This window comes from Streptomyces venezuelae (assembly GCF_008642355.1).
GTDB lineage: Bacteria > Actinomycetota > Actinomycetes > Streptomycetales > Streptomycetaceae > Streptomyces > Streptomyces venezuelae_B.
The window spans coordinates 7,276,402-7,298,798 of record NZ_CP029193.1 but is presented as its reverse complement, the minus strand read 5'-3'; the positions used below and the strand labels follow the sequence as shown (position 1 = coordinate 7,298,798).

The following is a 22,397-nucleotide window of genomic DNA, read 5'->3' as shown; positions in this document are numbered from 1 at the left end:
CGATTCCCGTGGCGAACGAAGAGAAGCTCATCGAGTACCTCAAGTGGACGACCGCCGAGCTGCACCGGACCCAGCAGCAGCTGCGGGACCTCCAGGCCGCACAGCACGAGCCGATCGCCGTCGTCTCGACGGCCTGCCGGCTCCCCGGCAAGACCCGCACCCCGGACGACCTGTGGGACCTGGTGTCGGAGGGGCGGGACGCCGTCACCGGTTTCCCCGACGACCGCACCTGGGAACTCCCCGAGGACCTTCCGTACGCGCGACTCGGCGGTTTCCTCGACGACGCGGCCGGCTTCGACGCGGGCTTCTTCGACATCGGCGCGACCGAGGCCGTGGCGACCGAGCCCCTGCAGCGGCTCATGCTCCACCTCGCCTGGGAGACCGTCGAGCGCGGCCACATCGCACCCCACACCCTGCGCTCCACGCTCACCGGCGTCTACGTCGGCGCCACCGGCCACGACTACGCGACACGCCTGGAGACCGCCCCGGACGAGCTGCTGCCCTACCTGGGCGGCGGCACCTCCGGCAGTCTCGTCTCCGGCCGCATCGCGTACGCCCTCGGCCTCGAAGGCCCCGCCATCAGCGTGGACACCGCCTGCTCGTCCTCCCTGGTCGCCCTGCACCTGGCCTGCCAGGCGCTGCGCCGCGGGGAGTGCCGCCTTGCCCTGGCGGGCGGCGGCACCGTCATGTCGACGCCGCATACCTTCCACGCCTTCGCGCACCAGAAGTCCCTCGCACAGGACGGCCGTTGCAAACCCTTCGCGGCGGCGGCGGACGGCATGGGACTGGGTGAGGGGGTCGGCCTGGTCCTCCTCGAACGGCTCGGCGACGCACGGCGCAACGGCCATCCCGTACTCGCCGTCATCCGCGGCTCCGCGGTGAACCAGGACGGTGCGGGCTACGGGCTCGCGGCGCCCAACGGCCCCTCCCAGCAGGCCGTGATCCGTGCCGCGCTCGCCGACGCCGGGCTCACCCCCGGCCAGGTCGACGCCGTCGAGGCGCACGGGACGGGCACGCCCATCGGCGACGCCATCGAGGTGCAGGCTCTCCTCGCGACCTACGGCGCCGACCGCTCGCCCGAGCGGCCCCTGTGGCTCGGCTCCATCAAGTCCAACACCGGGCACACGCAGGGCGCCGCCGGTACCGCGGCGCTCATCAAGATGATCCAGGCGTTCCGGCACGACACGCTGCCGCCGACGCTCCACATCGACCGGCCCACCCCGCTCGCCACCTGGAAGAAGGGCACGGTCCGGCTCCTCACCGAGGCCGTCGACTGGCCGCGCCGCGACGAGCCGCGCCGGGTCGGCATCTCCGCCTTCGCCACCTCCGGCACGAACGCCCACCTCATCCTCGAAGAGCCCCCCGTACCGGACGAAGCACCCCCGACGCCGGACACCCTCGCCGCTGCCGCGGCCCCCGAACTCCCGGTGGCCTGGCCCCTGTCCGCGCGTACCCCCGAAGCCCTCCAGGAACTGGCGAAGGCCCTCGTCACGCACCTGGCGTCCGCCGACCCCACGCCCTCGACCACCGAGGTCGCCCACTCCCTCGCCGCCACCCGCAGCCCCCTGGAGCACCGCGCCGTCCTCATCGGCACGGACATCACGGGTCTCGTCGCCGCGGCCCGCGCGCTGGCCGCCGGCGACGACCACCCCGACCTGACCCGTACGCCCGCGGACGCCACCCCCAAGAAGATCGTCTGGCACTTCGACGGCACACCCGCTGCCGGCATCGAAGCAGCGGCCACCGACCTCGGCGGGGCTTTCCCCCTCTTCGCGGCGACCTTCGAGGAGACCCGGGCGCTCCTCGACACCCACATCCCGACCACCACGCCCGCGACTCTGCACTTCGCGGTGCACACCTCACTCGCCCGCGTGCTGCTGGAAGCCGGGGTGCACGCCCACACGGTCGGCGGAACCGGCGTCGGACACATCACCGCCGCGTACACGGCGGGCGTCCTGACCCTCGACGACGCGTGCCGCCTGGCCGCGGCCCACCTCACGACCACCGCGGACGGCGGATCACCCACCCCCGAGACGTACGGACCGGTGCTGAAGGAGCTGACGTTCCGGTCGGCGACCCTCGCGCTGACCGGCACCGCCCCGGCCGACACCCCCCTGTCCTCCCCCGGCTACTGGCACCACCACCTCGCCCCTGCCGACCCCGCCTCCCCCGACCTCGACCCCGAGACCCACACCGTCCTCGACCTGAGCGCCTTCTCCCCCTCGACATCCGCCGCCCGCACGGTCCTGACGGCGCTCGCCCGGCTGCACACCTCGGGCGGCACGGTCGACTGGACGCCGCTCACCCGGCGCACACCGCGACAGCGGACCATCGACCTCCCGACGTACCCCTTCCAGGCCACGCGTCACTGGCTGCACGACCACACCACGCACACCGCGGCGTGACTCACGGTGTGACACGTCAACACCCCACTCACACAGGAGCATTCATGACCAGCACCGACAACACGCCCGGCCAGGACGCCACCGAGCTGGAGAAGCAGCTCGCCGCCGCCACGCCCGAGGAGCGCGAGAAGCTCCTCACCGACACCATCCGCACGCAGGCCGGCACCCTTCTGAACACCACGCTGTCGGACGACAGCAACTTCCTGGAGAACGGCCTCAACTCCCTCACCGCCCTGGAACTCACCAAGACCCTGATGACGCTGACCGGCATGGAGATCGCGATGGTCGCCATCGTCGAGAACCCGACCCCGGCCCAGCTCGCCCACCACCTCGGCCAGGAACTCGCCCACACGACCGCGTAACCCCCGAGCCCCCGGCCTCCGGCCCCCTCGGCACCACCCGCCCCCGGAAGCACACGGCCACCCCGGGGGCACAAACATCCACCGACACGCCCTCAGCCGCGGGCCAGACCGCTCTCCCAGGCCCACACGGCGATCTCGACGCGGTTGCGCGCGGCGAGTTTCGTCTGCACGTGCGCCAGGTGCGCCTTGACGGTCGACTGGGAGACGAACAGCTCGCCGGCGATCTCGGCGTTCGTCATGCCGTTGGCCAGCAGCCGCACGACGTCCCGCTCGCGGTCGGTGAGTTCCTCCGTCGGCTGCCGGCCCGCGGTAGGCCCGGCGGACGTCCAGTCCTTGAGCATCCGTACGGTGATGGCCGGCGAGATCAGCGAGTCGCCCGCCGCGGCCGCGCGCACGGCCTCCACGAGCAGTTCGGGGCTCGCGTCCTTGAGCAGGAACCCGCTGGCGCCGTGGTGCAGGGCCTGTCGGACGTACTCGTCGTCGTCGAAGGTCGTGACGATCAGCACGCGGGGCCTGCGGTCCTCGGGGGTCGCCGCATCCGCGCACAGCCTGCGCGTGACCTCCAGGCCGTCGATCCCCGGCATACGGATGTCGGCGAGCAGCACGTCCGGGCGCAGGCGGCGTGCCGTCTCCAGCGCCGCTTCGCCGTCCGCCACATCGGCGAGGACGTCGATGCCCCCACTCCTCTCCAGGATCATCCGGAAGCCCATGCGGACCATGTCCTGGTCGTCGGCGATGACCACACTGATCGCCATGCGGAACCACCCTTTCGACTCCGGCAACGCTAGGACGGCCGACGTCACGGTGACGCGCGGTGTCGGCCGTTCGGGTGAGGACCGGCGCAGCAAAAGAAGCGGCCCGGCGGCACCTTTCCTACGCTCGTCACGTGCTCCTGAAGCGTCTCTCGGACTGGGGGGCGGATCACCCGCCCTGGTCCACGGCGCAGAAGTGCGCGGTGGCGGCTTTCCTGCTGTCTCTGACCGTGCTCGACGACGTTCTGCTGGAACGCCTGCCGCCGCTGCAGAACGCGTTCGCCGTTGGTTCGGCGGTCGTGGCGAGCCTGTGCGCGGTTCCGCTGGAGAGCGTCTCGCGCACCCTCAGGGCGAGTGTCGCGGTGGTCGCCTCGTGGACGACCACGCTCTTCCTCCTCGCGAGCGATGACGCCGCCGGCGCCTGGGGCGTGGGTGAGCTCGTCGCGCTCCTGTTGCTGCTGGTGGGGACGGTGTGGCGGGGCTCCGACCATGCCGCGGCGATCCTGGGGCCGCCCCTGGCGGTGGCCTGCATGGCGATTCCCGCCCGCGACTCGGACCCCCACGAATGGACGCTGGCGATCACGCTCATCACGGTGATCGTCGCGGCGTTCTCACTGCTGTTGCGCACGCAGTCGGAGCAGCGCGTTCGGGACCTCGACGCCCTGCGCGCCGCCGAACGCAGGGAACTGGCGCGCGAGTTGCACGACGTGGTCGCGCATCACGTCACCGGCATCGTCGTACAGACCAAGGCCGCGCGCTTCGCCGCCCAGGCCCCGGGCGGGGATGCGCCGAACACGCAGGACCCCCAGGAGACCGCGGCCATGCTGGAACGCATCGAGCGGGAGGCGACGGAGGCTCTCGGGGCGATGCGGCGCCTCGTGGCCGTCATGCGGCGCGCCGATCCGGGCAGGCCCGCGACCACGGCGCCGGTGGCGAGCCTGGCCGACACGCGGAAGCTGGTCGCCGACGTGACCGGTGACGGCTGCCCGGACATCTCCCTGTACATCGAGCCCGGCATCGAGGACCGTCTGCCGCCCGACGTGACGGCGGGCGTGCACCGCATCGTCCGCGAGGCACTCACCAACGTACGCAAGCACGCGGCCGATGCCCGGCACGTACGCATCACCCTGACGACGGTCGACTCCGGCCTGGAGCTGAAGATCGTCGACGACGGGCGCAACGCGGCGGCACTGCCCGAGCGGGCCAAGGGCGGCGGCTTCGGCATCGAGGGGATGCGGGAGCGTGCGGCGGCGATGGGCGGAAGTCTGCGGACGGGTCCGCTGCCGGGGGGCGGCTGGCAGAACGTCGCTGTTCTGCCGCTGCGAGCCCAGACGCCGCGCCGCCGGCCGTGAGCAGGCAACAACATTGGTGCGCTCCCCTCGGGGGGCAGCGCACCAATGCTCTTACACAGTCGCCCTGTCAACCGTTCACACTCCGGCGAGGGCCGCGTCCTCGGGCTCCGGCTGGGGCTGCGGGTCGACGTCGTCCCGACGCTGGTCGTCCGGCGCGGCACCCGGCTTCGGCTTGGGGCTCGTCAGCCACGAGGTGACCTTGCCGTTCGGGGTCATCTTGGCGTGTACGACACCGAGGCCGCCCGTCTCGCCGTACGTGATCTCGCCGCGGCCGTTGATCGTGCCGACACGGCTGCCCTTGGACGTGATCTCCGCCTTGTAGCCCTTGCCCACCTTGTAGACCTTGGCGACCGACCCGTCCACGAGACCGCTCACACGGACCAGCTTCTTGCCGCCCTTGCCCTTCTCGAGCCCGGTGACGACGGCCTGCGAGACCGTGCTCTCGTCGTCCGGCGCGGGGTTGGGGACGGGGTCAGTGATGCCTTCGTCCTTGCGCTCTTCCGCCTTCGGGGCGGACTTGCCGGCCTTCTCGGCGTACAGGGTCCCCTTGTAGGGGTGGAAGCTGTAATTGACACCGTGGTGCTTGAGAACGGTCGTGCGGGCGTTGAGCGAACCTATCTTCTTGCCTTTGTAGAAGATGTCGGCCTCGAAGCGGTCGCCGGCCTTGTAGATCTTGCCTACCGAGCCGTCGACGAGACGCTGGGTCTTGACGAGCTTCCGCTGGGCGACGACGGACGCGCTGACGCTCTGGTCCGCCCCGGTGGGCTGCTCGGCGGCGAAGGCCGCGGCGGGGGCGCCGAGGGCGACGACCGCTCCCAGGGTGACGGCGGTGGCACGGATCGTGCGGCGGGACGTGAAGTGACGCATTGAATTGCTCATTTCTCTGCGGCGAGGAAAAGCCTTTTTCCTTTCCTCCGACACACATAACGCTACGAGTCGGACGCCGCCGAGCGCGTCACCTGAAAGGCCAGTCTCCGTTGACCAAAAGGCCAATACCGCTTCGGCCGGGCGCATGGAGCGCCCGGCCGAAGGAAGTGCGACTGCCCGCCTACTTGCAGAGGGGCACCGCGGCGTGGTTCTTGACGTAGGCGGCGGTGACCCACCCGTTGGGCTTGTTGACCTTGTACCAGACACGGTTTCCGTTGACCGGCTGACCGTTTGTCTTCTTGCAGGTCAGGTCGATTACCTGACGGTAGCGGTAGGTCCCGACGACCTTGGACTTGGAGGTCGGGTACTGGCGTACGTTGACCCCGAGCCGCGAGGTGACGGTGCCCTTGACCGGCTTGGCGGCCGGTGCCGACACCGAGGGGCCGGAGTCCCGGACGTGCTGGGCGTCCGCCTGGGCGATACCGGTGAAGGCGACGGAAGCGAGAGCAACCGCCAGACATCCGCTCACTGCATTTCGAAACATCATGCCGTCTTTTCTCCTTGGCGAAGGGCCGAGTTTCCTCCGAGAAAACCCGGTCTGCACTGCGGAGAAAAACGTAGGTGCTGCGCGGGAGACACGATGTGATCCGGCGCTCGACACGCGCCCGGTCACTGGATTGCAGGAGCTTGTCGGGGCAGCGGCACAAGAGCGTGGCGCCACCGCGAGGGAGAACGGTGACACCACACGTCGCGTACCGCTTCAGGAGAGCCCGCTTCAGGAGAGCCGGCTTCAGGAGAGCAGCTGCACCTTCTCGCCCCGCTCCTTCGTGCTGACGCACTCCTGGTAGGGATTGACCTTGCCCTGCTTCTCGTCGCACTTCCAGGCCGCGCCGTTCACGGTGACGGTGACCGGTGGCTTCTTCTTCGCGTCCAGGGCCTTGCCGTACGCGTCGGCGACCTTGTGCGCCGTGGGGCAGGCGCCCTTGCCGTGCGTGGTGACGGCACGGACGCTCAGCCCGTGCCGGCCACTGCCGCAGTCGACTTTGCCAGGACCGCTCTTGCCCGCCTCCTTGCCGGAGGAGACATCGACGCTCGCCCCGACGGGCCCGACCCAGTTGCCCGGGTGGGTAGCACTTTCCTGCTTGGTGACCGGTCCCCACTTCCAGGGCAGGTCGACGGTGTCCTTGTTGCCGGGAGGAGTCACGACGGCCGTCTTCGGCGTGAAGCCCTGCCTCGGCTCGTCCTTCTCACTGAGGAAGACGAGAGTGAACGTCGTGCTCTTGCCCGGGTCGAGCGAGACCGGCTTCGGCTCCGGCTTGTCACTGCTGTTGCGCAGGGTCTCGCTGTTCCTGCCCTCGGTCAACGAGACACCGGGCTGCCCCTTCAGGGTGCAGGTCTCGGAGCCGGAGTTCTTCAGCTCCACCACGGCCGTCTCCTGCTCGCCCGTGGGCGCTCCGGACTTGGCCGTGCCCTTGTCGGTCCACGACGCCTTCAGCTGATCCGTGCGGCAGGTGGGCGCGGCCGCCGACGCGTTCCCGGCTGCCGCCAGAAGCCCCGCCGGAGCGGCGATGGCCGCGGCGGCGACCAGGGCGGCGGTACGGGTGATACGACGCGTACGTCCGTGACTGCTCATGGGAGTACCTCCGTGCCGCCCAGGGAGAGCCCTGCCGGGCGGAGAGATGGTTCGTTCCGCTGCGATCGGTCGATCAGAAGCAGCGGCTGCCTGAACACCATCCCTCATTGTCCCAACACCTCACCCGCTCGCCACATCGGCGGACCTGGTTACGGGGTAAGGGTATGGCGCGGAGCCAGGCGTCACGGTGAGTTCAGGGCCGGGGGGGGTGGGCTCGCGCCTCTTGAGGGGATGCGCGCGTCGGTGACGCGGCGTGGTCATGTCAGGACCGGCAGCGCCGCGAGGCCGCGTACGAGGCGGGTGTGTCGCCAGGTCAGGTGGTTGTGCGGGACGGCGAGCCGGAGCGCGGGGAAGCGCGTGAGCAGCGCACGCAGGGCGATCTCCGCCTCGGCCTTGGCGAGGGGAGCGCCGACGCAGCGGTGGATGCCGTGACCGAAGCCGAGGTGCGCGGAAGCGTCTCGGTTCAGATCGAGCGAGTCCGGTGCGGGGAAGCGGGCCGGGTCGCGGTTCGCCGCTCCGAGCGCGACCAGGACCGGGACGCCCGCCGGGATGTCGGTGCCGCCGAGCGTGACCGCTTCCTTGGTGAACCTGAACGTGGCCGTGCTCACCGGAGAGTCGAAGCGCAGCAGCTCGTCCAGCGCGCCGGGGATCGCCTCCGGGTTCTTTCGGAGGCGGGTCAGCTCGGCCGGGTGCTGGAGGAGTGCCAGGACGGCGTTGCCCAGGAAGTTCGTGGTCGTCTCGTGTCCGGCGACGAGCAACAGCACCGCGAGGGAGAGCAGTTCTCCCTCGCTCAGGCGGTCGTTTCCGTCGCGGGCCGCGATGAGCCGGTCGAGGAGCGAGTCGCCTGGGGCCCGGCGTTTGGCGGCGATCAGGTCCGTCATGTAGTCGGCCATCGCGTGGGACGCCGCGTCGATGACGTCCGGTGCCCCAGCCGCGAACAGCTCCGCCGACCACCGCCGGACATCGGGCCGGTCGGCCTGCGGGACGCCGAGCAGTTCGCAGATCACCATGACCGGCAGCGGCACCGCGAGGCCCGCCACGAGGTCGCACTCCTCGCCCGACGGCCACTGGTCCAGCAGGTCGTCCGTGGTGCGTGCGATGAACGGGCGCAGCTTCCCGACGGCGCCGGTCGTGAACGTCGCGGTCACCAGCCCGCGCAGCCGCGTGTGCCGGGGCGGGTCGTCGGCCAGCATGGTGTGCGCCACCGCCGGGTGCAGGCGGCGGCTCGACCCCTTGTCCGCGAAGAACGCGGCCGTGTCCTTCGACAGCCGCGCGTCGGCCAGCGCTGCGCGGGCCTCCGCATAGCCGGTGATCAGGTAGCTGGTGCGGCCACCGGATCCGGCGGGCACGGCTCGCACCGGGCAGGCGGACCGCATCGCCGCGTAGGCCGGGTACGGGTCGTGCGGGAAGTGCGGGTCCTGCGTCGGGTCGGTCACGCCATGCCGCCGTTGCTCTGGAGGAGCTGGCCGTTGATCCATCCGCCCTCGGCGGAGCAGAGGAACGAGACGAGGTGGGCGCAGTCCCGCGGCACGCCGAGGCGTCCCAGAGGCGTGAAGCGGATCATGTCCGTCTTCTGTTCCTCGGTCATCCACCCGGTGTCGGTCGGTCCGGGGTTGATCGCGTTGCAGGTCACGCCCAGGTGCGCGAGTTCCCGCGTGGCGGACAGGGTGATCCGGTCCATCGCTCCCTTGCTGGCGCCGTACGGCAGATTGCCGGCGGTGTCATCGCTGGTCAGGCTGACGATGCGGCCACTGCCGTGCGTCCCGCGGAACCGCAGCCCGTACTCCCGGATCAGCAGCCATGTCGCCCGCGCGTTGACCGCGTAGTGCAGGTCGAAACTCTCCACCGTGGTGTCGAGCAGGCCGGAGTCGACGGACTCGCAGTGGCAGAGCACCAGCGCGCTGACGTTCCCCAGCTCACGCTCGACGCCGTCGAAGAGCTGCCCCGGCACGGCCGGATCGCTCAGGTCCGCCTCGACCGCGAACGTTCTCGCCCCGAGGGACCCCGCCTGCTCCCGCAATCCCTCGGGCGCACCGGGCTCCGCGCCCCACTGCATCCGCGCGTCGTACGGAGTCCAGTACGTGAAGGCGACGTCCCATCCGTTCCGCGCCAGATCCAGTACGACGGACGCCGCGATCCCCGCCGACCGTCCCGCCCCCGTGACCAGGGCGAGCGGCCGCCCCCGCTCTCCCCCGGCTCCCACGGCTCCCCCGACTTCCACGTCCTGCCGGTTCCCCACGGGCGTCTCACCAGTCATGGTCCTCATCCTGGCGGGCGTCCCCTTCACACGGCACGCGATTTTCCCGGGCACCGACCACACCCCGGACATGATCGAGGGCCGCTTCAGATTGCTCTGAAACGGCCCCTGACCTGCGACTCCTACGAGTCGGGACGACAGGATTTGAACCTGCGACCCCTTGACCCCCAGTCAAGTGCGCTACCAAGCTGCGCCACGTCCCGTTGCCCGTGTGACCTCGGGTTTCCCCCGGCCGAACGCGCACCGAAACAATACCGCACTCCGACCGGTGATCGCTCACGCCTTCCCGGGTCGGCTGCGGGCAGGGGCGGAAACGAGCCGCCTCTCCCCCGGCATGTCGGGGTCACTGGGGCGAGGGCCGGGGCGCCCTGTGACCCGGATCACCGGCCGCTGTCCGACCCGGCCCGCCCCGCCGCCCGCGACCGGGACGACGGGAACGACCGGGACGAGGGCGGACGCCCCGACAGCATCGCGGCGTCCGCCCGGACCAGGCCGCTGATCGCCGGGATCGCGAGCAGGGCGACGCAGACCCCCACCGTCATCACCCCACCCGTGAGCAGCACCGTCTCCGCGCCGAAGGCCGCCGCCGCGGGACCGGCGAGGGCCTGGCCCACGGGCAGCAGGGCGAGGGAGCCCGCGACGTCGTAGGCGTGGATGCGGTTGAGGACGTCCGGGGGGACCTGCGTCTGCACACTCGTCGCCCACATCACGCCCCAGAAGGAGACCCCCGCGCCCGCGACCGCCGCGCCCGCCGACATCCACGGCACACTCAGCTGGGCGCCGACGGCGGCAGGGAAGGCGGCGTAGGCGACCAGAGCGATCGCCCCGGCGCGGAGCATGCGGCGCGGGCGCAGCCGCAGGGCGAGGAGGCCGCCGAGGACGGTGCCCGCGCCCAGGGCGGAGTTCACCAGGCCGTAGGCGCCGGAACCGTGCTCCTTGACCACGAGCGTCGCCACCAGCGGCACGGTCGGCCCCGTGGTGGTGATCATCAGTACGCCGAACACGGCTATGACGCCCCACAGCCAGGTACGGGACCGGAATTCGCGCCAGCCCTGCACGAGATCGGCCCGGAAGCCGTCGCTGTGGGGCTGGGATCCCGGGCGGGCCGGCGGCAGTCGCAGGACGAGGAGACAGAGGGCGCTGACTCCGTACGTCCCCGCGTGCGCGGCGAAGACGGCGCCCGGCGACGCCAGGCCGACCAGGACTCCGGCGGCGGCCGGACCCGCGAGGGACGCGGTCGACTCGGCCACGCGTATCGCGCCGTTCGCCTTCTGCACGTCGGCGGCGAGGCGCGGGACCGTACTGGCGACGCCCGGCTGGAACAGGGCGGCAGCCGCGCCGTTGACGGCGCCGATCGCGCAGATCTGCCAGAGGACGACATGACCGGTGAAGAAGAACACCGCCGCGAGCGACTGGGTGCCGAGCCGGACGAGGTCCGCGCCGATCATCAGCAGGCGCGTGCTGAAGCGGTCCGCGAAGACCCCGCCGAAGATCACGAGGCCCGCGAAGCACACGGTGGTGGCGGCCATCGCGAGGCCGACCGCACCGGCTCCATGGCCGTGCTTCAGCAGCCCGGCGGCCAGGGCGACCGGCAGCATCGTGTCGCCGAGCTTCGCCACGGCACGGGCCGCGAAGAACAGGCCGAAGTCACGGGACCAGTTGCCGCCGTCCCCCGCCCCTCGTGCCCCTCGTGTCCCTCGTGTCCCTCGTGTCCCTCGTGTCCCCGAGTGATCCTCCGAGCCCTTCGACACGCTCCCCCGCCCTTCCCTACGGCAACGGTGGGATCATGCCACCACGCCCAACTCGGGGTGCTGCTCGATGAGTCGGGGCGGTGCGGCCTGGCGCCAGGAGTCGGCCAGGATGTCCGTGAGCTCGTCGGCGTCCAGGGCCGCGAGGCGCACCCGCACCCACGCCGACCCCGCCTCGTGCGCGGCGACCCAGAACTTGTCCGGCTCGGCGAGGACCAGTTCGTCGCGCTCGACCTTCGGGCAGCGGACGGCGAACGACGTCTCGTCGTCGGGAACCGTCACGAACATCTTTCCGGCCACGCGGAACGTGGGCATGCTCCACGCGATTTTCTCCACGGTCTCCGGCAGGGCGAGCGCGACGCGGCGCACGTCATCGGAGGTGAGGCCGGCACGGGATCTGGACTTCGACATGCGACGAACCGTAGCCAACGCCACTGACATCCGGCCTTCGAGGCCTCTCGGCGGCGGCCGCGTCAGAGCACCCGCTTGTCCAGCCACGCCGTCAAGTCCTCCTGGACCTCGTCCCGGTTGGTCTCGTTGAGGATCTCGTGGCGGGCGTCCGGATAGCCCTTCCAGGTGAGGTCCTCCGCGCCCGCGTAGCGGAAGTCCTCCAGGAGTTCGTGGACCAGGGTCATGCGCTGGTTGCAGGGGTCCTGCTCGCCGACGGCGATGTGGACGGGCAGGTCGGCGGGGACGCGCGCGATGTTGCGCGGGTCGTTGATCTTCCGTACGGCGCGCACCCAGTCCAGGGAGAGGCCCGCCGAGAAGGCGAATCCGCAGCGCTCGTCGGCGGCGTACGCGTCGACCTCGGCCTCGTCCCGCGAGAGCCACTCGAACCCGGTGCGGTGCTCGTAGGGGTCGTTGAAGGAGGCGAAGAGTTCGGAGACGTACGACGACCGCGCGGCCCGGCCGTTCTCCGCGACCTCGCGTTCCAGGCGGGCGATGGACCCCTCGATCTCGGCGCCGGGCAGCGAACGGAACGTACCGGAGAGGATCACTCCGGCGAGTCCGTCGGCGTACTCCTGGGCGTAGTCCCGCGCGAGCATCGAGCCGAGGCTGTGTCCCAGGAGGAAGAACGGGGCGCCGGGGTGCAGCGTGCGCACCTGGTCGCCGATGGCCTTCAGGTCGTCGACGATCGCCCGCCAGCTGTCGGCGTCGTCGGGGCCCGCCGTCTCGGAGGTCACGCCGTAGCCGCCGGTCGCCTGGGCGGTGGCGCCGTGGCCGCGGTGGTCGGAGGCGACCACTCCGTAGCCGTGCTCGGTCAGGTGGCGGGCGAAGCGGTCGTAGCGCAGGGCGTGTTCCGCGGCACCGTGCGCGATCTGCACGTACGCGCGGGGCCTGCCGTCGGCCGGCAGCCAGGTGTACGTGGCCACGGGCACGCCGTCCGCGGCGTTGAGCAGTCCCGCGGTGTAGGCGGGCGTCGGGGCGGTGGCGGTGGTGTCGTCGGCTCGGTCGGTCATCGCGCGGGCTCCCTGGTGCGTGTGCGTACGGTCCATGGCCGTGCGGTCCATGGTCGACGGAGTGCGTCTCCCGGCCAGCCTCCCCCGCGCGCGGGACGTCATGCAGGACTCGTTCGGCCGGAACCCACGCGGCCCGTCCGACCCATTGACCCTCCGCGGAACCGGAACCTACCCTGAGTCCCGCATTGTGAAAGCGCTTTCTATCCACCCTGCTTTCCGTACCGCGCATACGCGACTCACCGCACACCCGGCAACCGGCAGCCGGCCATCAGCCCAGCCAGCCCAGCCCAGGGAGCGCCATGAGTTCCATGAGTTCCGTGGCTCCGAGGAGAGCGCCGCGAGGCGCGCCCAGAGCCCTGCTCGTCTTCGTCGCCCTGCTCGCGCTCGTCGTGGGTCTCGGCATCGCGGTCCCGCCCCGCGCCGAGGCCGCGCCCGCCTTCCGTGTCCTGGTCTTCTCCAAGGTCACGAACTACCCCCACGACTCCATCCCGGCAGGCGTCGAGGCGATCGAGAAGCTCGGGGCAGAGCACGGGTTCGAGGTCGAGGCCACCGACGACGCCGGGGTGTTCACCGACGCGGGCCTGGCCCGGTTCCAGGCCGTCGTCTTCAACAACACCAACTCCACGCCCGAGAAGGGCGATCTGCTCGACGCGACGCAGCGCGCCGCGTTCCAGAAGTACGTCCGGGCGGGCGGCGGCTGGGTGGGGTTGCACGCGGCGTCGGCGAGCGAGCGCGACTGGGACTGGTACGAGGGCCTGGTCGGGGCCATCTTCGACAAGCACCCCGCCGTCCAGAAGGGACGGGTCAAGGTGCTCGACCACGCGCACCCGTCCACCAAGGGCCTTCCGGAGCTCTGGGAGCGCGAGGAGGAGTGGTACAACTGGCGCGTCAATCCCACGGGGAAGGTGCACACCCTCGCGCAGATCAAAATCCGTGACGGCATCACGGGGCTCGACGAGGGCGTCGACCACCCGTGGTCCTGGTGCCAGAACTACGACGGCGGCCGTTCCTGGTACACGGCGGGCGGGCACGCCGCTTCGGCCTTCCAGGAGGAGGGGTTCCTCCGGCACATCCTGGGCGGCATCCAGTGGGCGGCCGGTGACAAGCCGGGTGACTGCACGGCCAGCAGGACGGGTGCCTTCCAGCGCACTCCGCTGGCCACCGCCGACCTCGCCGACCCGTTCGAGCTGGCCGTCGCGCCGGACCGCCGGGTGTTCTTCGTGCAGCGCACCGGGAAGCTGAAGATCATCGATCAGGAGTCGCTGAAGGTCTCCACGGCGCTGGATCTCGCGTACACGCCGGAGATGACGAGCCAGTCGGACGGGTTGCTCGGTCTCGCGCTGGACCCGGGGTTCGAGGACAACCACTGGCTGTATCTGCTGCATTCCGACAAGACGGAGAAGCGGATCAATCTGTCCCGGTTCACCGAGGCGGGCGGGAAGGTCGCCGCGTCGTCGGAGAAGCGGCTGCTCACGATCCCGACGTGGCGCGGGGAGGGGCAGGCCAACTCGCACATGGCGGGGTCGATCGCCTTCGACAAGAAGGGTGACCTGTACGTCGCGACGGGCGACAACACCGATCCGTTCGCGTCGGACGGTTTCGCGCCCATCGACGAGCGTGAGGGGCGCCGCGCCTGGGACGCGCAGGGCACCTCGGGGAACACGAACGATCTGCGCGGCAAGATCCTGCGGATCACGCCGAAGGACGACGGGACGTACGCCGTGCCGTCGGGGAACCTGTTCCCGCCCGGGACGGACAGGACGCGGCCCGAGGTGTACGCGATGGGGCTGCGCAACCCGTTCCGCATCACGACGGACCCGGTCAGCGGAGCGCTGCTGATCGCGGACTACGGCCCCGACGCGAAGAAGGCGGTGGCGGACCGCGGGCCCGAGGGGACGGTCGAGTTCGACCGGATCACCAGGGCCGGGAACTACGGGTGGCCGTACTGCGTCGGGAACAACACGCCGTTCAACGACTACGACTTCGGGACGAAGACGCCGAAGGGCAAGTTCGACTGCGCGAGGCTCGTGAACGACTCGCCGAACAACACCGGGCTGCGCGAGCTGCCGCCCGCCCGACCGGCCGACGTGTGGTACGCATACTTCGAGTCGAAGGAGTTCCCCGAGCTCGGCACGGGCGGCGGCGGGCCGATGAGCGGTCCCGTGTACGACTACGACCCGGCGAACACGTACAAGACGAAGTTCCCCGAGTACTTCGAGGGCAAGTGGCTCACCTACGAGCTGACCCGGCAGTGGTTCAAGGCCTTCTCGATCCAGGAGAAGGACCAGTCGTTCGCCGATCCGCGATTCCCGCCGGTGAAGGCGGGCGATCTGCAGTCGATCAACTCCGTCTTCTCCGACATGAAATGGAACCAGCCCTTCGATGCCGACTTCGGTCCCGACGGGGCTCTGTATGTGATCGACTTCGGGCTCGGCAGCGGCACGGGCCGCGGCGGCAGCAACGAGGGGTCGGGCATCCACCGCATCGACTACGTGGCGGACGGCCGCCTCCCGGACGCCCGGGCCGGCGCCACGCCGGACAGCGGCAGCACCCCCCTGACCGTGAAGTTCTCCAGTGCGGGGTCGGGGCTTCCGGACGGTACGCCGGTCACGTACGCCTGGGACTTCGACGGCGACGGCACGACCGACTCGGCCGAGGCGAACCCGACGCACACGTACACGCGCAAGGGGCAGTTCACGGCCCGCCTGAAGGTGACCGGGCCGAAGGGGCTGAGCAGTCTCGCGGTGCGGGACATCACGGTCGGCAACACGCGGCCCCAGGTGACGATCCAGCAGCCGCCGGACGGCGGGACGTTCAGCTTCGGGGACACCATCCCGTTCAAGGTCAAGGTGACGGACCGCGAGGACAGGCGGATCGACTGCTCGCGGGTCGTCGTGCAGTCCCAGCTGGGCCACGACACACATCTGCATCCGCTGGACAACTACACCGGCTGCGCGGGCGAGATCGTGACGGACGCGGGCGACAGTCACGGCCCGGGGCAGAACCTGTACTACGGCATCACGGCGCAGTACGAGGACAAGGGCGCGAGCGGGGTTCCCGCGCTGACGGGGTCGGCTTCGCTGACGCTGCGGACGTCGTTCCGTGAGGCCGAGCACCGGACCGCCACCGGCGGCGCGCACGGCGGGGCCGACATCGGCGACCGCGCGGACGCGTCCGGCGGGAAGCGGCTCATCGAGATCGAGGACGGGGACTGGGTCTCCTTCGACCCGGTGCACCTCCAGGGCGTCGACTCCGTGACGGTGGGCGCCGCCTCGGGCGGTCTCGGCGGTGACGTCGAGTTCCGCGCCGGATCCCCCACGGGCGAACTGCTCGGCAAGGTGACCGTGCCGAGCACGGGCGGCTGGGGCCATCTCATCTCGCCGACCACCGAACTGGCCCCCCACGACGGGACGACGACGGTGTACGCCGTTTTCACCAACCCGGAGTGGTCGCCCGACAAGGCCGACCTGCTCACGGTCGACTGGCTGCACTTCAACGGCCCCGGGATCGAGAAGAGGGCCGGCGCCGTCCGGATCACGGCGAAGTGAGGGCGACCATGACCAGGTGTTCGGGCGCACGTTCCGTCGACGGCGCCAGACGGGCCTTTCTCCGTACGTGCGTCGGCACGTCGCTGGGGCTGGCGGCAGGGGCTGGTGGGACGCTGCCCGCGCGGGCGGCGGAGCGGGGGCACAAGCGGCGTATCCCGCGCGGCGGCATCGGCATGCACCTGTACACGATGCGCGACGCGCTGGCGCGGGACTTCGCGGGAACCCTGGAGCGGCTCTCCGGCATCGGTTACGCGACCGTGGGGGTGAGCGGCCGCCACGGGTACGACGCCGCTGCCATCCGGCGGATGCTCGACACCGTCGGGCTGCGGGCGGTCCTGGAGCACGTCGCGTATCCCACGCTCACCGGCGCCGGGCTGCCGCAGGCGCTCGACGACCTGCACACCTTGGGCGCCAAGTGGCCGGTGGTGCCGAGTCTGCCCGGCGCGCTGCACACGCCGGAGGGGTTCCGGGAGGCGGCGCGGCAGTTCAACAGGATCGGGCGCGCCTCGCGCGCGGCGGGGCTCGGGCCCGTGCTGTTCCACAACCACGGTTCGGACCACGTGGTGGTCGACGGCACGAACCTGTACGACGTCCTGGTCGACGAGACCGACCCCGATCTCGTCGGGTTCGAGCTGGACGTGTACTGGGCCGTCAAGGGCGGCGCCGATCCGGCGACGTACTTCCGGCGCCATCCGCGGCGGTTTCCCGCGCTGCACGTGAAAGACATGGCGCCGGACGGCGGGTTCGCCGACGTCGGCTCGGGGTCGCTCGACTTCGCCGCGATGTTCGCCCACGCGCGTGGGGGGCGTCAGGCAGTGGCTGGTCGAGCACGACTCCCCCTCGGACCCGTTCGCGACGGCGCGGAACAGTTACGCGTACCTGGCGGCGCTGCGCTACTGACCCGCCGCCGTCTGCGGCTCGGCGTCGGTCGTCCGGCGCCGAGCCGCTGTTCCGGGATGTTCTTCGACGCGCTTTTCGAGACGCTTGTAGAAGAGGGTCGTCGCGTGGAGGGTTCCGGAGGGGTCCGCCGCGTAGTCGGGGATGGTCCCGGCCTCGGTCCAGCCGGCCCCGCGGTAGAAGGTCTCGGCGGGACTGCCGGTCTCGGTGTCGAGGACGAGGAGGGTGACACCCGCTTGTACCGCCGTGTGCTCCGCGGCGGTCAGGAGGGCGCGGGCGAGGCCCTGTCCGCGGGCGTCGGGGTGCACCATGAGCTTGGCGATCTCGGCGCGGTGGCGCCCGTTGGGCTTGTCGGTGAAGGCGACGCTGACGGTACCCGTGACGCGTGAAGCGTCCCGGTCGCCGTCCCGTGCCACCCAGACGGCGATCCGGTCCGCCTCGACCGCCGGCCCGAGCCCCCGCCACCAGTCGCTCGCATCGGACCGGTCGAGGTCCGCGAGGAACCCCAGCGAACTGCCGCCGCGCACGGTGTCGACCAGCAGGTCGCCGAGCGGCCACGAGGCGGCGCGGAGCCCGGCTGCGGTGAGGCGTTCGAGGCGTGGGGTGCCCGCCGCGGGAGTCTCGGCGAGCCGCTCCGCGCTCACGGCTTCACCACCACGAGCGCGTACCGCACCGCTTCCTCGCCCGCGCAGCGGAACCGGGACGCGCCCCACAGCCGGAAGCGCAGGCAGTCGCCGGTGCGCAAGGTGTGCGGCTCGCCCTGGACCGTGACCTCCAGGGCCCCTTCGAGCACCCAGATGTGCTGTTCGAGGCCGGGCACGGGCGGGCGGTCGTAGGCGATGTCGGCGCCCGGCTGCAGCCTGCCCTCGACGAGTTCGCCGCGCATCCCGGTGCGGGGCGGCGAGACCGCCCAGCGCATGAAGCCCGCCTCGTCGTCCGCCCAGACCGCCTGGTCGACGGCGCGCACCACCTGCGCGGGCTCCGCCTCCACTTCGCTGAGGAGCTGCGACATGGTGCGTTCGTAGACCGCGCAGAGGCGGTTCAGGAGGGCCGCGGTGGGGCTGATCTCGGCGCGCTCCGCGCGCGACAGGGTGGAGCGGGAGATCCCGCTGAGCTCGGCCAGCTCGCCGAGGGACCAGCCGCGTTCGGCGCGCAGCTCGGAGAGCCGGGCGGCGAGGCGCGCATCGACCCCCTCTTCATCGTGTTCCATATCCGGGACGCTATCCCGAATACGGGACGACGACAAGGTCGGTCAGGTCCCGCACGCCGAACACCGGCGACGCGGCTCAGTCGTGCGCCGAGACCGCCCCCAGCAGCTCCCTGACCCGCCCGGTCGCCTCGCGGAACGCCGACGAGGCGAGAGTCTCCGCGTACCCGCGCTCCGGCGGCAGGCCGACCTCGATGACCTCCGTCACCGTGCCCGGACGCGGACTCATCACCACGACGCGGTCCGCCAGGTACACCGCCTCGGCGATGGAGTGCGTCACCAGGAGCACCGTGGTGCGGGTCTCGCGCCAGATGCGGTTCAGTTCGACGTTCAGCTGCTCCCGCGTCAACGCGTCGAGCGCGCCGAACGGTTCGTCCATGAGCAGCACGGGCGGCTCGTGCAGCAGCGCACGGCACAGCGCCACCCGCTGCTGCATGCCGCCGGACAGCTCGTGCGGGTACGCGTCCTCGAAGCCGTCGAGACCGGTCATGCGGATCAGATCGTCGGCACGCGCGCGTGCCCGTCCGGCGGGGACACTGCGCATCTCAGCCTGGAGGAGGATGTTGCGGCGCGCCGAGCGCCAGTCGAGCAGGGCGGCGCGCTGGAACACGTACCCGATGTCGGGGCGCGGGCCCCGCACCCGCTCGCCGCCCAGGAGCACCCCGCCCGGGGAGGGTGCGAGAAGTCCGGCGACGAGTTTGAGCAGGGTCGACTTTCCGCAGCCCGAGGGGCCGACGATCGCCACGAACTCGCCGGCGCCGATGTCGAGGGAAACGTCGCGCAACGCGGTGACGTCCTTCTTCTTCGTGCGAAATCGCACGGCGACGTCGCCGATCCGCACGGCGGGCGCGGCCGTGCCCATGCCCGCCGCCCCTTCCGCGTCCGTCCCCGTACGTGCATCGCGCTTGCTGAACGTCGCGTCGTCGGGCATGGTCACCCCTTGATCCCCTTGGCCGCATCCCAGTAATCCGTCACGGACTTGGGGTTCTTGACCAGTCCCGCCTCGGAGAACACCTCGATGGTCCGCCTCCAGTCCGCTTCGGTGTTGGCCCCGGGCGCCTTGCCCTCGGTGGCGTCGGTGTGCAGCAGCGTGAGCGTGGTCTTGAACTGTTCCGACAGGACGTCCTGGGGCGGGAGTTGTTCGGAGGCGCCCTCCATCGCCGCGACCGCCGGGCCCGGTTGTTTCTCGGCCGCCGCCCACGCCTCGCTGACCGCCGCGGTCATCCGCTTCGCCAGATCACCCCTGCCCTGGAGCGTCTCGCTGCCCGCGATGAGGCCGTTGGAGTAGAAGTTCAGGCCATGTCCGGAGAACGTCACACCGGCGAGCTCATGACGGCCGAACCGACGCCGTACGTGCGGGGCGGGGCCCGCGCCGTCGGCGGCCGGGAAAAGGCGGCGTATTGCAATAACACGTGAAACCGGCCACGCCAGAAAAGGCGTGGCCGGCTTATACCGAATGGTCATGGTGCGGATATGACCATCGGCTCACCATTGACTTGCCAGTCATTGACTCCCGTTTTGGAACCTGTTTACCGGAGCATGTGACTCGTCAGAGGATTTCGATGTCCTTCACCTTCGGCGGACGGTGCGGGAAGGTGATGTCGGTCCATCGGTTGATGCGCACGGAGTCGCCATTGGCGTCGTAGTAGATCAGGTCGTTGTTGCCCGTGGAGATGCGGTCGACCCACCAGTTGCCGAAGCCGGTGCGGCCCTTGTTGGCGTAGCAGTCCACGCTCGAGCGGCCGTCGCCGCTGTGCGACCAGATCTTCAGGAAATTCTCGCCGCCACGGCATTCGACGTGGTCGATGGCGAAGGCGTTGCCACTGGGCATCACCACGGTGAATGCGGCGGCCGCGGCGATCGCCACGGTCGCGGAGCGGGCGACCCGCTTGGTTTTCGACAGCACAAGTACTCCCTGATTTCGGGCCCGTACGTGGCCATTTGGCGACCATTTCCGGGAGACGTTTTGCGCTTGCACGATGACGATCGTGCAGGAAGCCTGTACATGGCAATCTTTGAAAAGGCGCACGGCCGAAACGTATCGTCCAATGTCCTGATCAACGCCATACGGGCGATTTGATGCCCGTAAGGGCCAAGATTTCGGGCAGAGCGGACGGAGAAAGTGGGACTCGCATGGATCTGCGGCTGAGCGGAAAGACCGCACTCGTGACCGGAGCGAGCCGAGGCATCGGTCTCGCCACCGTGAACGCGCTGCTCGACGAAGGCGTACGGGTCGTGGGGGCAGCCCGCACGATCACGCCGGAGCTCGGCGCCACGGACGCCGCGGCGGTCGCCGTGGACCTCACCGCGGCCGACGGGCCCGCCCGTCTCGTGGACCGGGTCCGGTCCGAGCTGGGCGGGCTCGACCTGCTCGTCAACAACGTGGGCGGCGGGGACGCGGACGCCAACTGGACGGGTGGCTTCCTCCATGTCACCGACCAGCAGTGGTCGGACGCCTTCGACGTGAACTTCTTCGCCTCGGTCCGCACCACACGGGCCGCGCTGCCCCTCCTCACCGAGGCGGAGGCCGGGGGTGCGATCGTCAACGTCTCGTCCACGAGCGCCCTCACCCCGCACGCCGGACCGATCGCGTACAGCGCCGCGAAAGCGGCCCTGACCGCCTTCGGCAAGGCCCTGGCCGAGGAAGTGGGGCCCCGGGGTGTGCGGGTCAACACGGTCTCCCCGGGTCCCGTCCGCACGGCGATGTGGGAGAGCCCGGACGGGTACGGGGCCCAGCTCGCCGCGTCCCTGGGAGTCCCCCGTGCCCAGCTCCTGGACGGCCTGCCCGACACGGCGGGCATGGTCACGGGGAGACTCGTCGAGCCCGCCGAAGTCGCCGCGCTCGTGACCTACTTGGGGTCACCGCTCGCCGCGAGCGTCACGGGGCGGACCACGTCATCGACGGCAACTCCGTCAAGACGGTGTGACGGAGCGGGCCGCCGCCCCACCCAGTTCCTCCAGCACGGGGCGGATCAGCGGATGGTCCTCCGCGCCGCACCGCACCGCCGCGAACACCCGGCGTGTGGGAGCCACGCCCTCGACCGGGCGCACCACCGCACCCGACACGTCCATGCCGCGCAGCGCCGAGCGCGGTACGAGGGCGACTCCCGCGCCTGCCGAGGCGAGTGCGACAACTGCCCGGAAGTCGTCCGACCAATGTTCCAACAGGGGCTGGAATCCGGCCTGTTCGCAGGCGAGGACGACCACGTCGTGGCAGGGGTTGCCGGCGAAGGGGCCGATCCACGCGTCCTTGGCGAGCTCGGCCAGGGCCACCCGTTCCGTGTCCGCGAACCGGTGGCCCAGCGGGAGCACCGCGTCGAAGGGCTCGGCGTAGAGGGGTACGCGGGTGAGTCTCGGGTCGTCCGCGCCCGGCGCGCCGCGGTACTCGACGGCGACGGCCACGTCGACCTGCCGGTCCAGGACCATCGGCAGGCTCGCGTCGCCCTCCGCGTCCTGCACGCGGACCCGGATGCCGGGGGCGGAGTCCGCGAGCCGGGCCAAGGCGGGGGCGACGACCAGGCCGATGCCGGTGGCGAAGGCGGCGACGGTCACGGTCCCCGCCTCGCCGGAGCTGTACGCGGCGAGCTCGGCCTCGGCACGCTCCAGCTGGGCCAGCACCGCGTTGGTGTGCGTGAGCAGGATCTCCCCGGCCGCGGTGAGCCGCACACCCCGCGCCGACCGCTCGACGAGCCGGTGCCCGGTCTCCTGCTCCAGGGCGGTGAGCTGCTGCGACACCGCGGACGGCGTGAGATACAGCGCGGCGGCAGCTGCGGTGACCGTGCGGTGGTCGGCCACCGCACGGAGGATGTGCAGCCGCCGCGCTTCGATCATGCGGCGATTCTCCCAAACCGACTGCCACCCGTGCACCGCGGGCCCTGGGAGGGGACCTGGGGCACGGGTCTCAGCTGC

The 22,397-nt window shown here is 70.9% G+C and carries 18 protein-coding genes, 1 tRNA gene and 3 pseudogenes; 6 read left to right on the top strand and 16 right to left on the bottom strand.

What is annotated here, in order from left to right; all coding sequences use genetic code 11:
• The first annotated feature begins 8 nt into the window (after positions 1-8).
• Positions 9-2,405: a type I polyketide synthase gene (locus tag DEJ47_RS33355; RefSeq protein ID WP_150174711.1), complete on the top strand. Its 2,397-nt coding sequence runs from the start codon at positions 9-11 to the stop codon at positions 2,403-2,405.
• Between the two features lie 44 nt (positions 2,406-2,449).
• Positions 2,450-2,767, top strand: coding sequence for an acyl carrier protein (locus DEJ47_RS33350; protein ID WP_150174708.1), 318 nt, complete (start codon positions 2,450-2,452; stop codon positions 2,765-2,767).
• Positions 2,768-2,859: 92 nt separating this feature from the next.
• On the opposite strand, the gene DEJ47_RS33345 is transcribed toward DEJ47_RS33350, so the two are convergent.
• Positions 2,860-3,522, bottom strand: coding sequence for a response regulator (locus DEJ47_RS33345; protein ID WP_150174706.1), 663 nt, complete (start codon positions 3,520-3,522; stop codon positions 2,860-2,862).
• Positions 3,523-3,653: 131 nt separating this feature from the next.
• Between DEJ47_RS33345 and DEJ47_RS33340 the strand changes: the two genes are divergently transcribed.
• A complete protein-coding gene (locus DEJ47_RS33340) occupies positions 3,654-4,871 on the top strand; it encodes a sensor histidine kinase (RefSeq protein WP_223828588.1) in 1,218 nt (405 codons plus the stop codon).
• A 75-nt stretch (positions 4,872-4,946) separates the two neighbouring features.
• On the opposite strand, the gene DEJ47_RS33335 is transcribed toward DEJ47_RS33340, so the two are convergent.
• The 9 genes from DEJ47_RS33335 to DEJ47_RS33295 form a co-directional block, all read right to left on the bottom strand.
• Positions 4,947-5,738 carry a hypothetical protein gene (locus DEJ47_RS33335; RefSeq protein WP_150174702.1) on the bottom strand — a complete coding sequence of 264 codons (792 nt, stop codon included), beginning with the start codon at positions 5,736-5,738 and terminating at the stop codon, positions 4,947-4,949.
• A 181-nt stretch (positions 5,739-5,919) separates the two neighbouring features.
• Positions 5,920-6,285, bottom strand: a complete 366-nt coding sequence (locus tag DEJ47_RS33330) for an SH3 domain-containing protein (protein WP_150174699.1) — start codon at positions 6,283-6,285, stop codon at positions 5,920-5,922.
• A 243-nt stretch (positions 6,286-6,528) separates the two neighbouring features.
• The gene (locus tag DEJ47_RS33325; protein ID WP_161236912.1) at positions 6,529-7,371 is read right to left on the bottom strand and encodes a DUF4232 domain-containing protein; all 843 of its coding nucleotides are present in this window, start codon (positions 7,369-7,371) and stop codon (positions 6,529-6,531) included.
• Between the two features lie 257 nt (positions 7,372-7,628).
• The gene (locus DEJ47_RS33320; RefSeq protein WP_150174693.1) at positions 7,629-8,807 is read right to left on the bottom strand and encodes a cytochrome P450 family protein; all 1,179 of its coding nucleotides are present in this window, start codon (positions 8,805-8,807) and stop codon (positions 7,629-7,631) included.
• Positions 8,804-9,628, bottom strand: a complete 825-nt coding sequence (locus DEJ47_RS33315) for an SDR family oxidoreductase (RefSeq protein WP_150174690.1) — start codon at positions 9,626-9,628, stop codon at positions 8,804-8,806. The genes DEJ47_RS33320 and DEJ47_RS33315 overlap by 4 nt, the downstream gene beginning before the upstream one ends.
• Before the next feature lie 129 nt (positions 9,629-9,757).
• Positions 9,758-9,831: transfer RNA gene (locus DEJ47_RS33310), tRNA-Pro, on the bottom strand.
• Positions 9,832-10,008: 177 nt separating this feature from the next.
• Positions 10,009-11,379, bottom strand: a complete 1,371-nt coding sequence (locus DEJ47_RS33305) for an MFS transporter (RefSeq protein WP_150174688.1) — start codon at positions 11,377-11,379, stop codon at positions 10,009-10,011.
• Positions 11,380-11,412: 33 nt separating this feature from the next.
• Positions 11,413-11,787, bottom strand: coding sequence for an MmcQ/YjbR family DNA-binding protein (locus DEJ47_RS33300; RefSeq protein WP_150174685.1), 375 nt, complete (start codon positions 11,785-11,787; stop codon positions 11,413-11,415).
• Between the two features lie 62 nt (positions 11,788-11,849).
• Entirely contained in the window at positions 11,850-12,836 is a 987-nt protein-coding gene (locus DEJ47_RS33295) for an alpha/beta fold hydrolase (protein WP_150174682.1), read from the bottom strand.
• A gap of 308 nt (positions 12,837-13,144) precedes the next feature.
• On the opposite strand from DEJ47_RS33295, the gene DEJ47_RS33290 reads away from it, so the two are divergent.
• Both DEJ47_RS33290 and DEJ47_RS33285 read left to right on the top strand, forming a co-directional pair.
• Positions 13,145-16,384 carry a ThuA domain-containing protein gene (locus DEJ47_RS33290; RefSeq protein ID WP_398338875.1) on the top strand — a complete coding sequence of 1,080 codons (3,240 nt, stop codon included), beginning with the start codon at positions 13,145-13,147 and terminating at the stop codon, positions 16,382-16,384.
• 173 nt (positions 16,385-16,557) lie between these two features.
• A pseudogene (locus DEJ47_RS33285) lies at positions 16,558-17,284 on the top strand (sugar phosphate isomerase/epimerase family protein).
• Here DEJ47_RS33285 and DEJ47_RS33280 read toward each other — a convergent pair.
• The 5 genes and pseudogenes from DEJ47_RS33280 to DEJ47_RS33260 form a co-directional block, all read right to left on the bottom strand.
• Positions 17,278-17,697, bottom strand: coding sequence for a GNAT family N-acetyltransferase (locus tag DEJ47_RS33280; RefSeq protein ID WP_411757268.1), 420 nt, complete (start codon positions 17,695-17,697; stop codon positions 17,278-17,280). The pseudogene DEJ47_RS33285 and the gene DEJ47_RS33280 sit on opposite strands and share 7 nt — an antisense overlap.
• 224 nt (positions 17,698-17,921) lie before the next feature.
• The gene (locus DEJ47_RS33275; RefSeq protein ID WP_150174676.1) at positions 17,922-18,491 is read right to left on the bottom strand and encodes a helix-turn-helix domain-containing protein; all 570 of its coding nucleotides are present in this window, start codon (positions 18,489-18,491) and stop codon (positions 17,922-17,924) included.
• 76 nt (positions 18,492-18,567) lie between these two features.
• Positions 18,568-19,419, bottom strand: coding sequence for an ABC transporter ATP-binding protein (locus tag DEJ47_RS33270; RefSeq protein WP_150174674.1), 852 nt, complete (start codon positions 19,417-19,419; stop codon positions 18,568-18,570).
• Positions 19,420-19,421: 2 nt separating this feature from the next.
• Positions 19,422-19,799, bottom strand: a pseudogene (locus tag DEJ47_RS33265) (sulfonate ABC transporter substrate-binding protein); the annotation flags it as partial.
• Between the two features lie 238 nt (positions 19,800-20,037).
• A complete protein-coding gene (locus DEJ47_RS33260; protein WP_150174671.1) occupies positions 20,038-20,394 on the bottom strand; it encodes a beta/gamma crystallin domain-containing protein in 357 nt (118 codons plus the stop codon).
• Positions 20,395-20,567: 173 nt separating this feature from the next.
• Here DEJ47_RS33260 and DEJ47_RS33255 point away from each other — a divergent pair.
• Positions 20,568-21,320, top strand: a pseudogene (locus tag DEJ47_RS33255) (SDR family NAD(P)-dependent oxidoreductase); the annotation flags it as partial.
• Between the two features lie 81 nt (positions 21,321-21,401).
• Here the strand turns inward: DEJ47_RS33255 and DEJ47_RS33250 are convergent.
• Positions 21,402-22,319, bottom strand: coding sequence for a LysR family transcriptional regulator (locus DEJ47_RS33250; RefSeq protein WP_150174668.1), 918 nt, complete (start codon positions 22,317-22,319; stop codon positions 21,402-21,404).
• Positions 22,320-22,397 lie beyond the last annotated feature (78 nt).

Coding starts and splice junctions, on each gene's coding strand:
- DEJ47_RS33350 (WP_150174708.1), top strand. CDS start 2,450: ATGACCAGCACCGACAACACGCCCGGCCAGGACGCCACCGAGCTGGAG.
- DEJ47_RS33345 (WP_150174706.1), bottom strand. CDS start 3,522: ATGGCGATCAGTGTGGTCATCGCCGACGACCAGGACATGGTCCGCATG.
- DEJ47_RS33335 (WP_150174702.1), bottom strand. CDS start 5,738: ATGCGTCACTTCACGTCCCGCCGCACGATCCGTGCCACCGCCGTCACC.
- DEJ47_RS33330 (WP_150174699.1), bottom strand. CDS start 6,285: ATGATGTTTCGAAATGCAGTGAGCGGATGTCTGGCGGTTGCTCTCGCT.
- DEJ47_RS33325 (WP_161236912.1), bottom strand. CDS start 7,371: ATGAGCAGTCACGGACGTACGCGTCGTATCACCCGTACCGCCGCCCTG.
- DEJ47_RS33315 (WP_150174690.1), bottom strand. CDS start 9,628: ATGACTGGTGAGACGCCCGTGGGGAACCGGCAGGACGTGGAAGTCGGG.
- DEJ47_RS33300 (WP_150174685.1), bottom strand. CDS start 11,787: ATGTCGAAGTCCAGATCCCGTGCCGGCCTCACCTCCGATGACGTGCGC.
- DEJ47_RS33295 (WP_150174682.1), bottom strand. CDS start 12,836: ATGACCGACCGAGCCGACGACACCACCGCCACCGCCCCGACGCCCGCC.
- DEJ47_RS33290 (WP_398338875.1), top strand. CDS start 13,145: ATGAGTTCCGTGGCTCCGAGGAGAGCGCCGCGAGGCGCGCCCAGAGCC.
- DEJ47_RS33275 (WP_150174676.1), bottom strand. CDS start 18,491: ATGGAACACGATGAAGAGGGGGTCGATGCGCGCCTCGCCGCCCGGCTC.
- DEJ47_RS33270 (WP_150174674.1), bottom strand. CDS start 19,419: ATGCCCGACGACGCGACGTTCAGCAAGCGCGATGCACGTACGGGGACG.
- DEJ47_RS33250 (WP_150174668.1), bottom strand. CDS start 22,319: ATGATCGAAGCGCGGCGGCTGCACATCCTCCGTGCGGTGGCCGACCAC.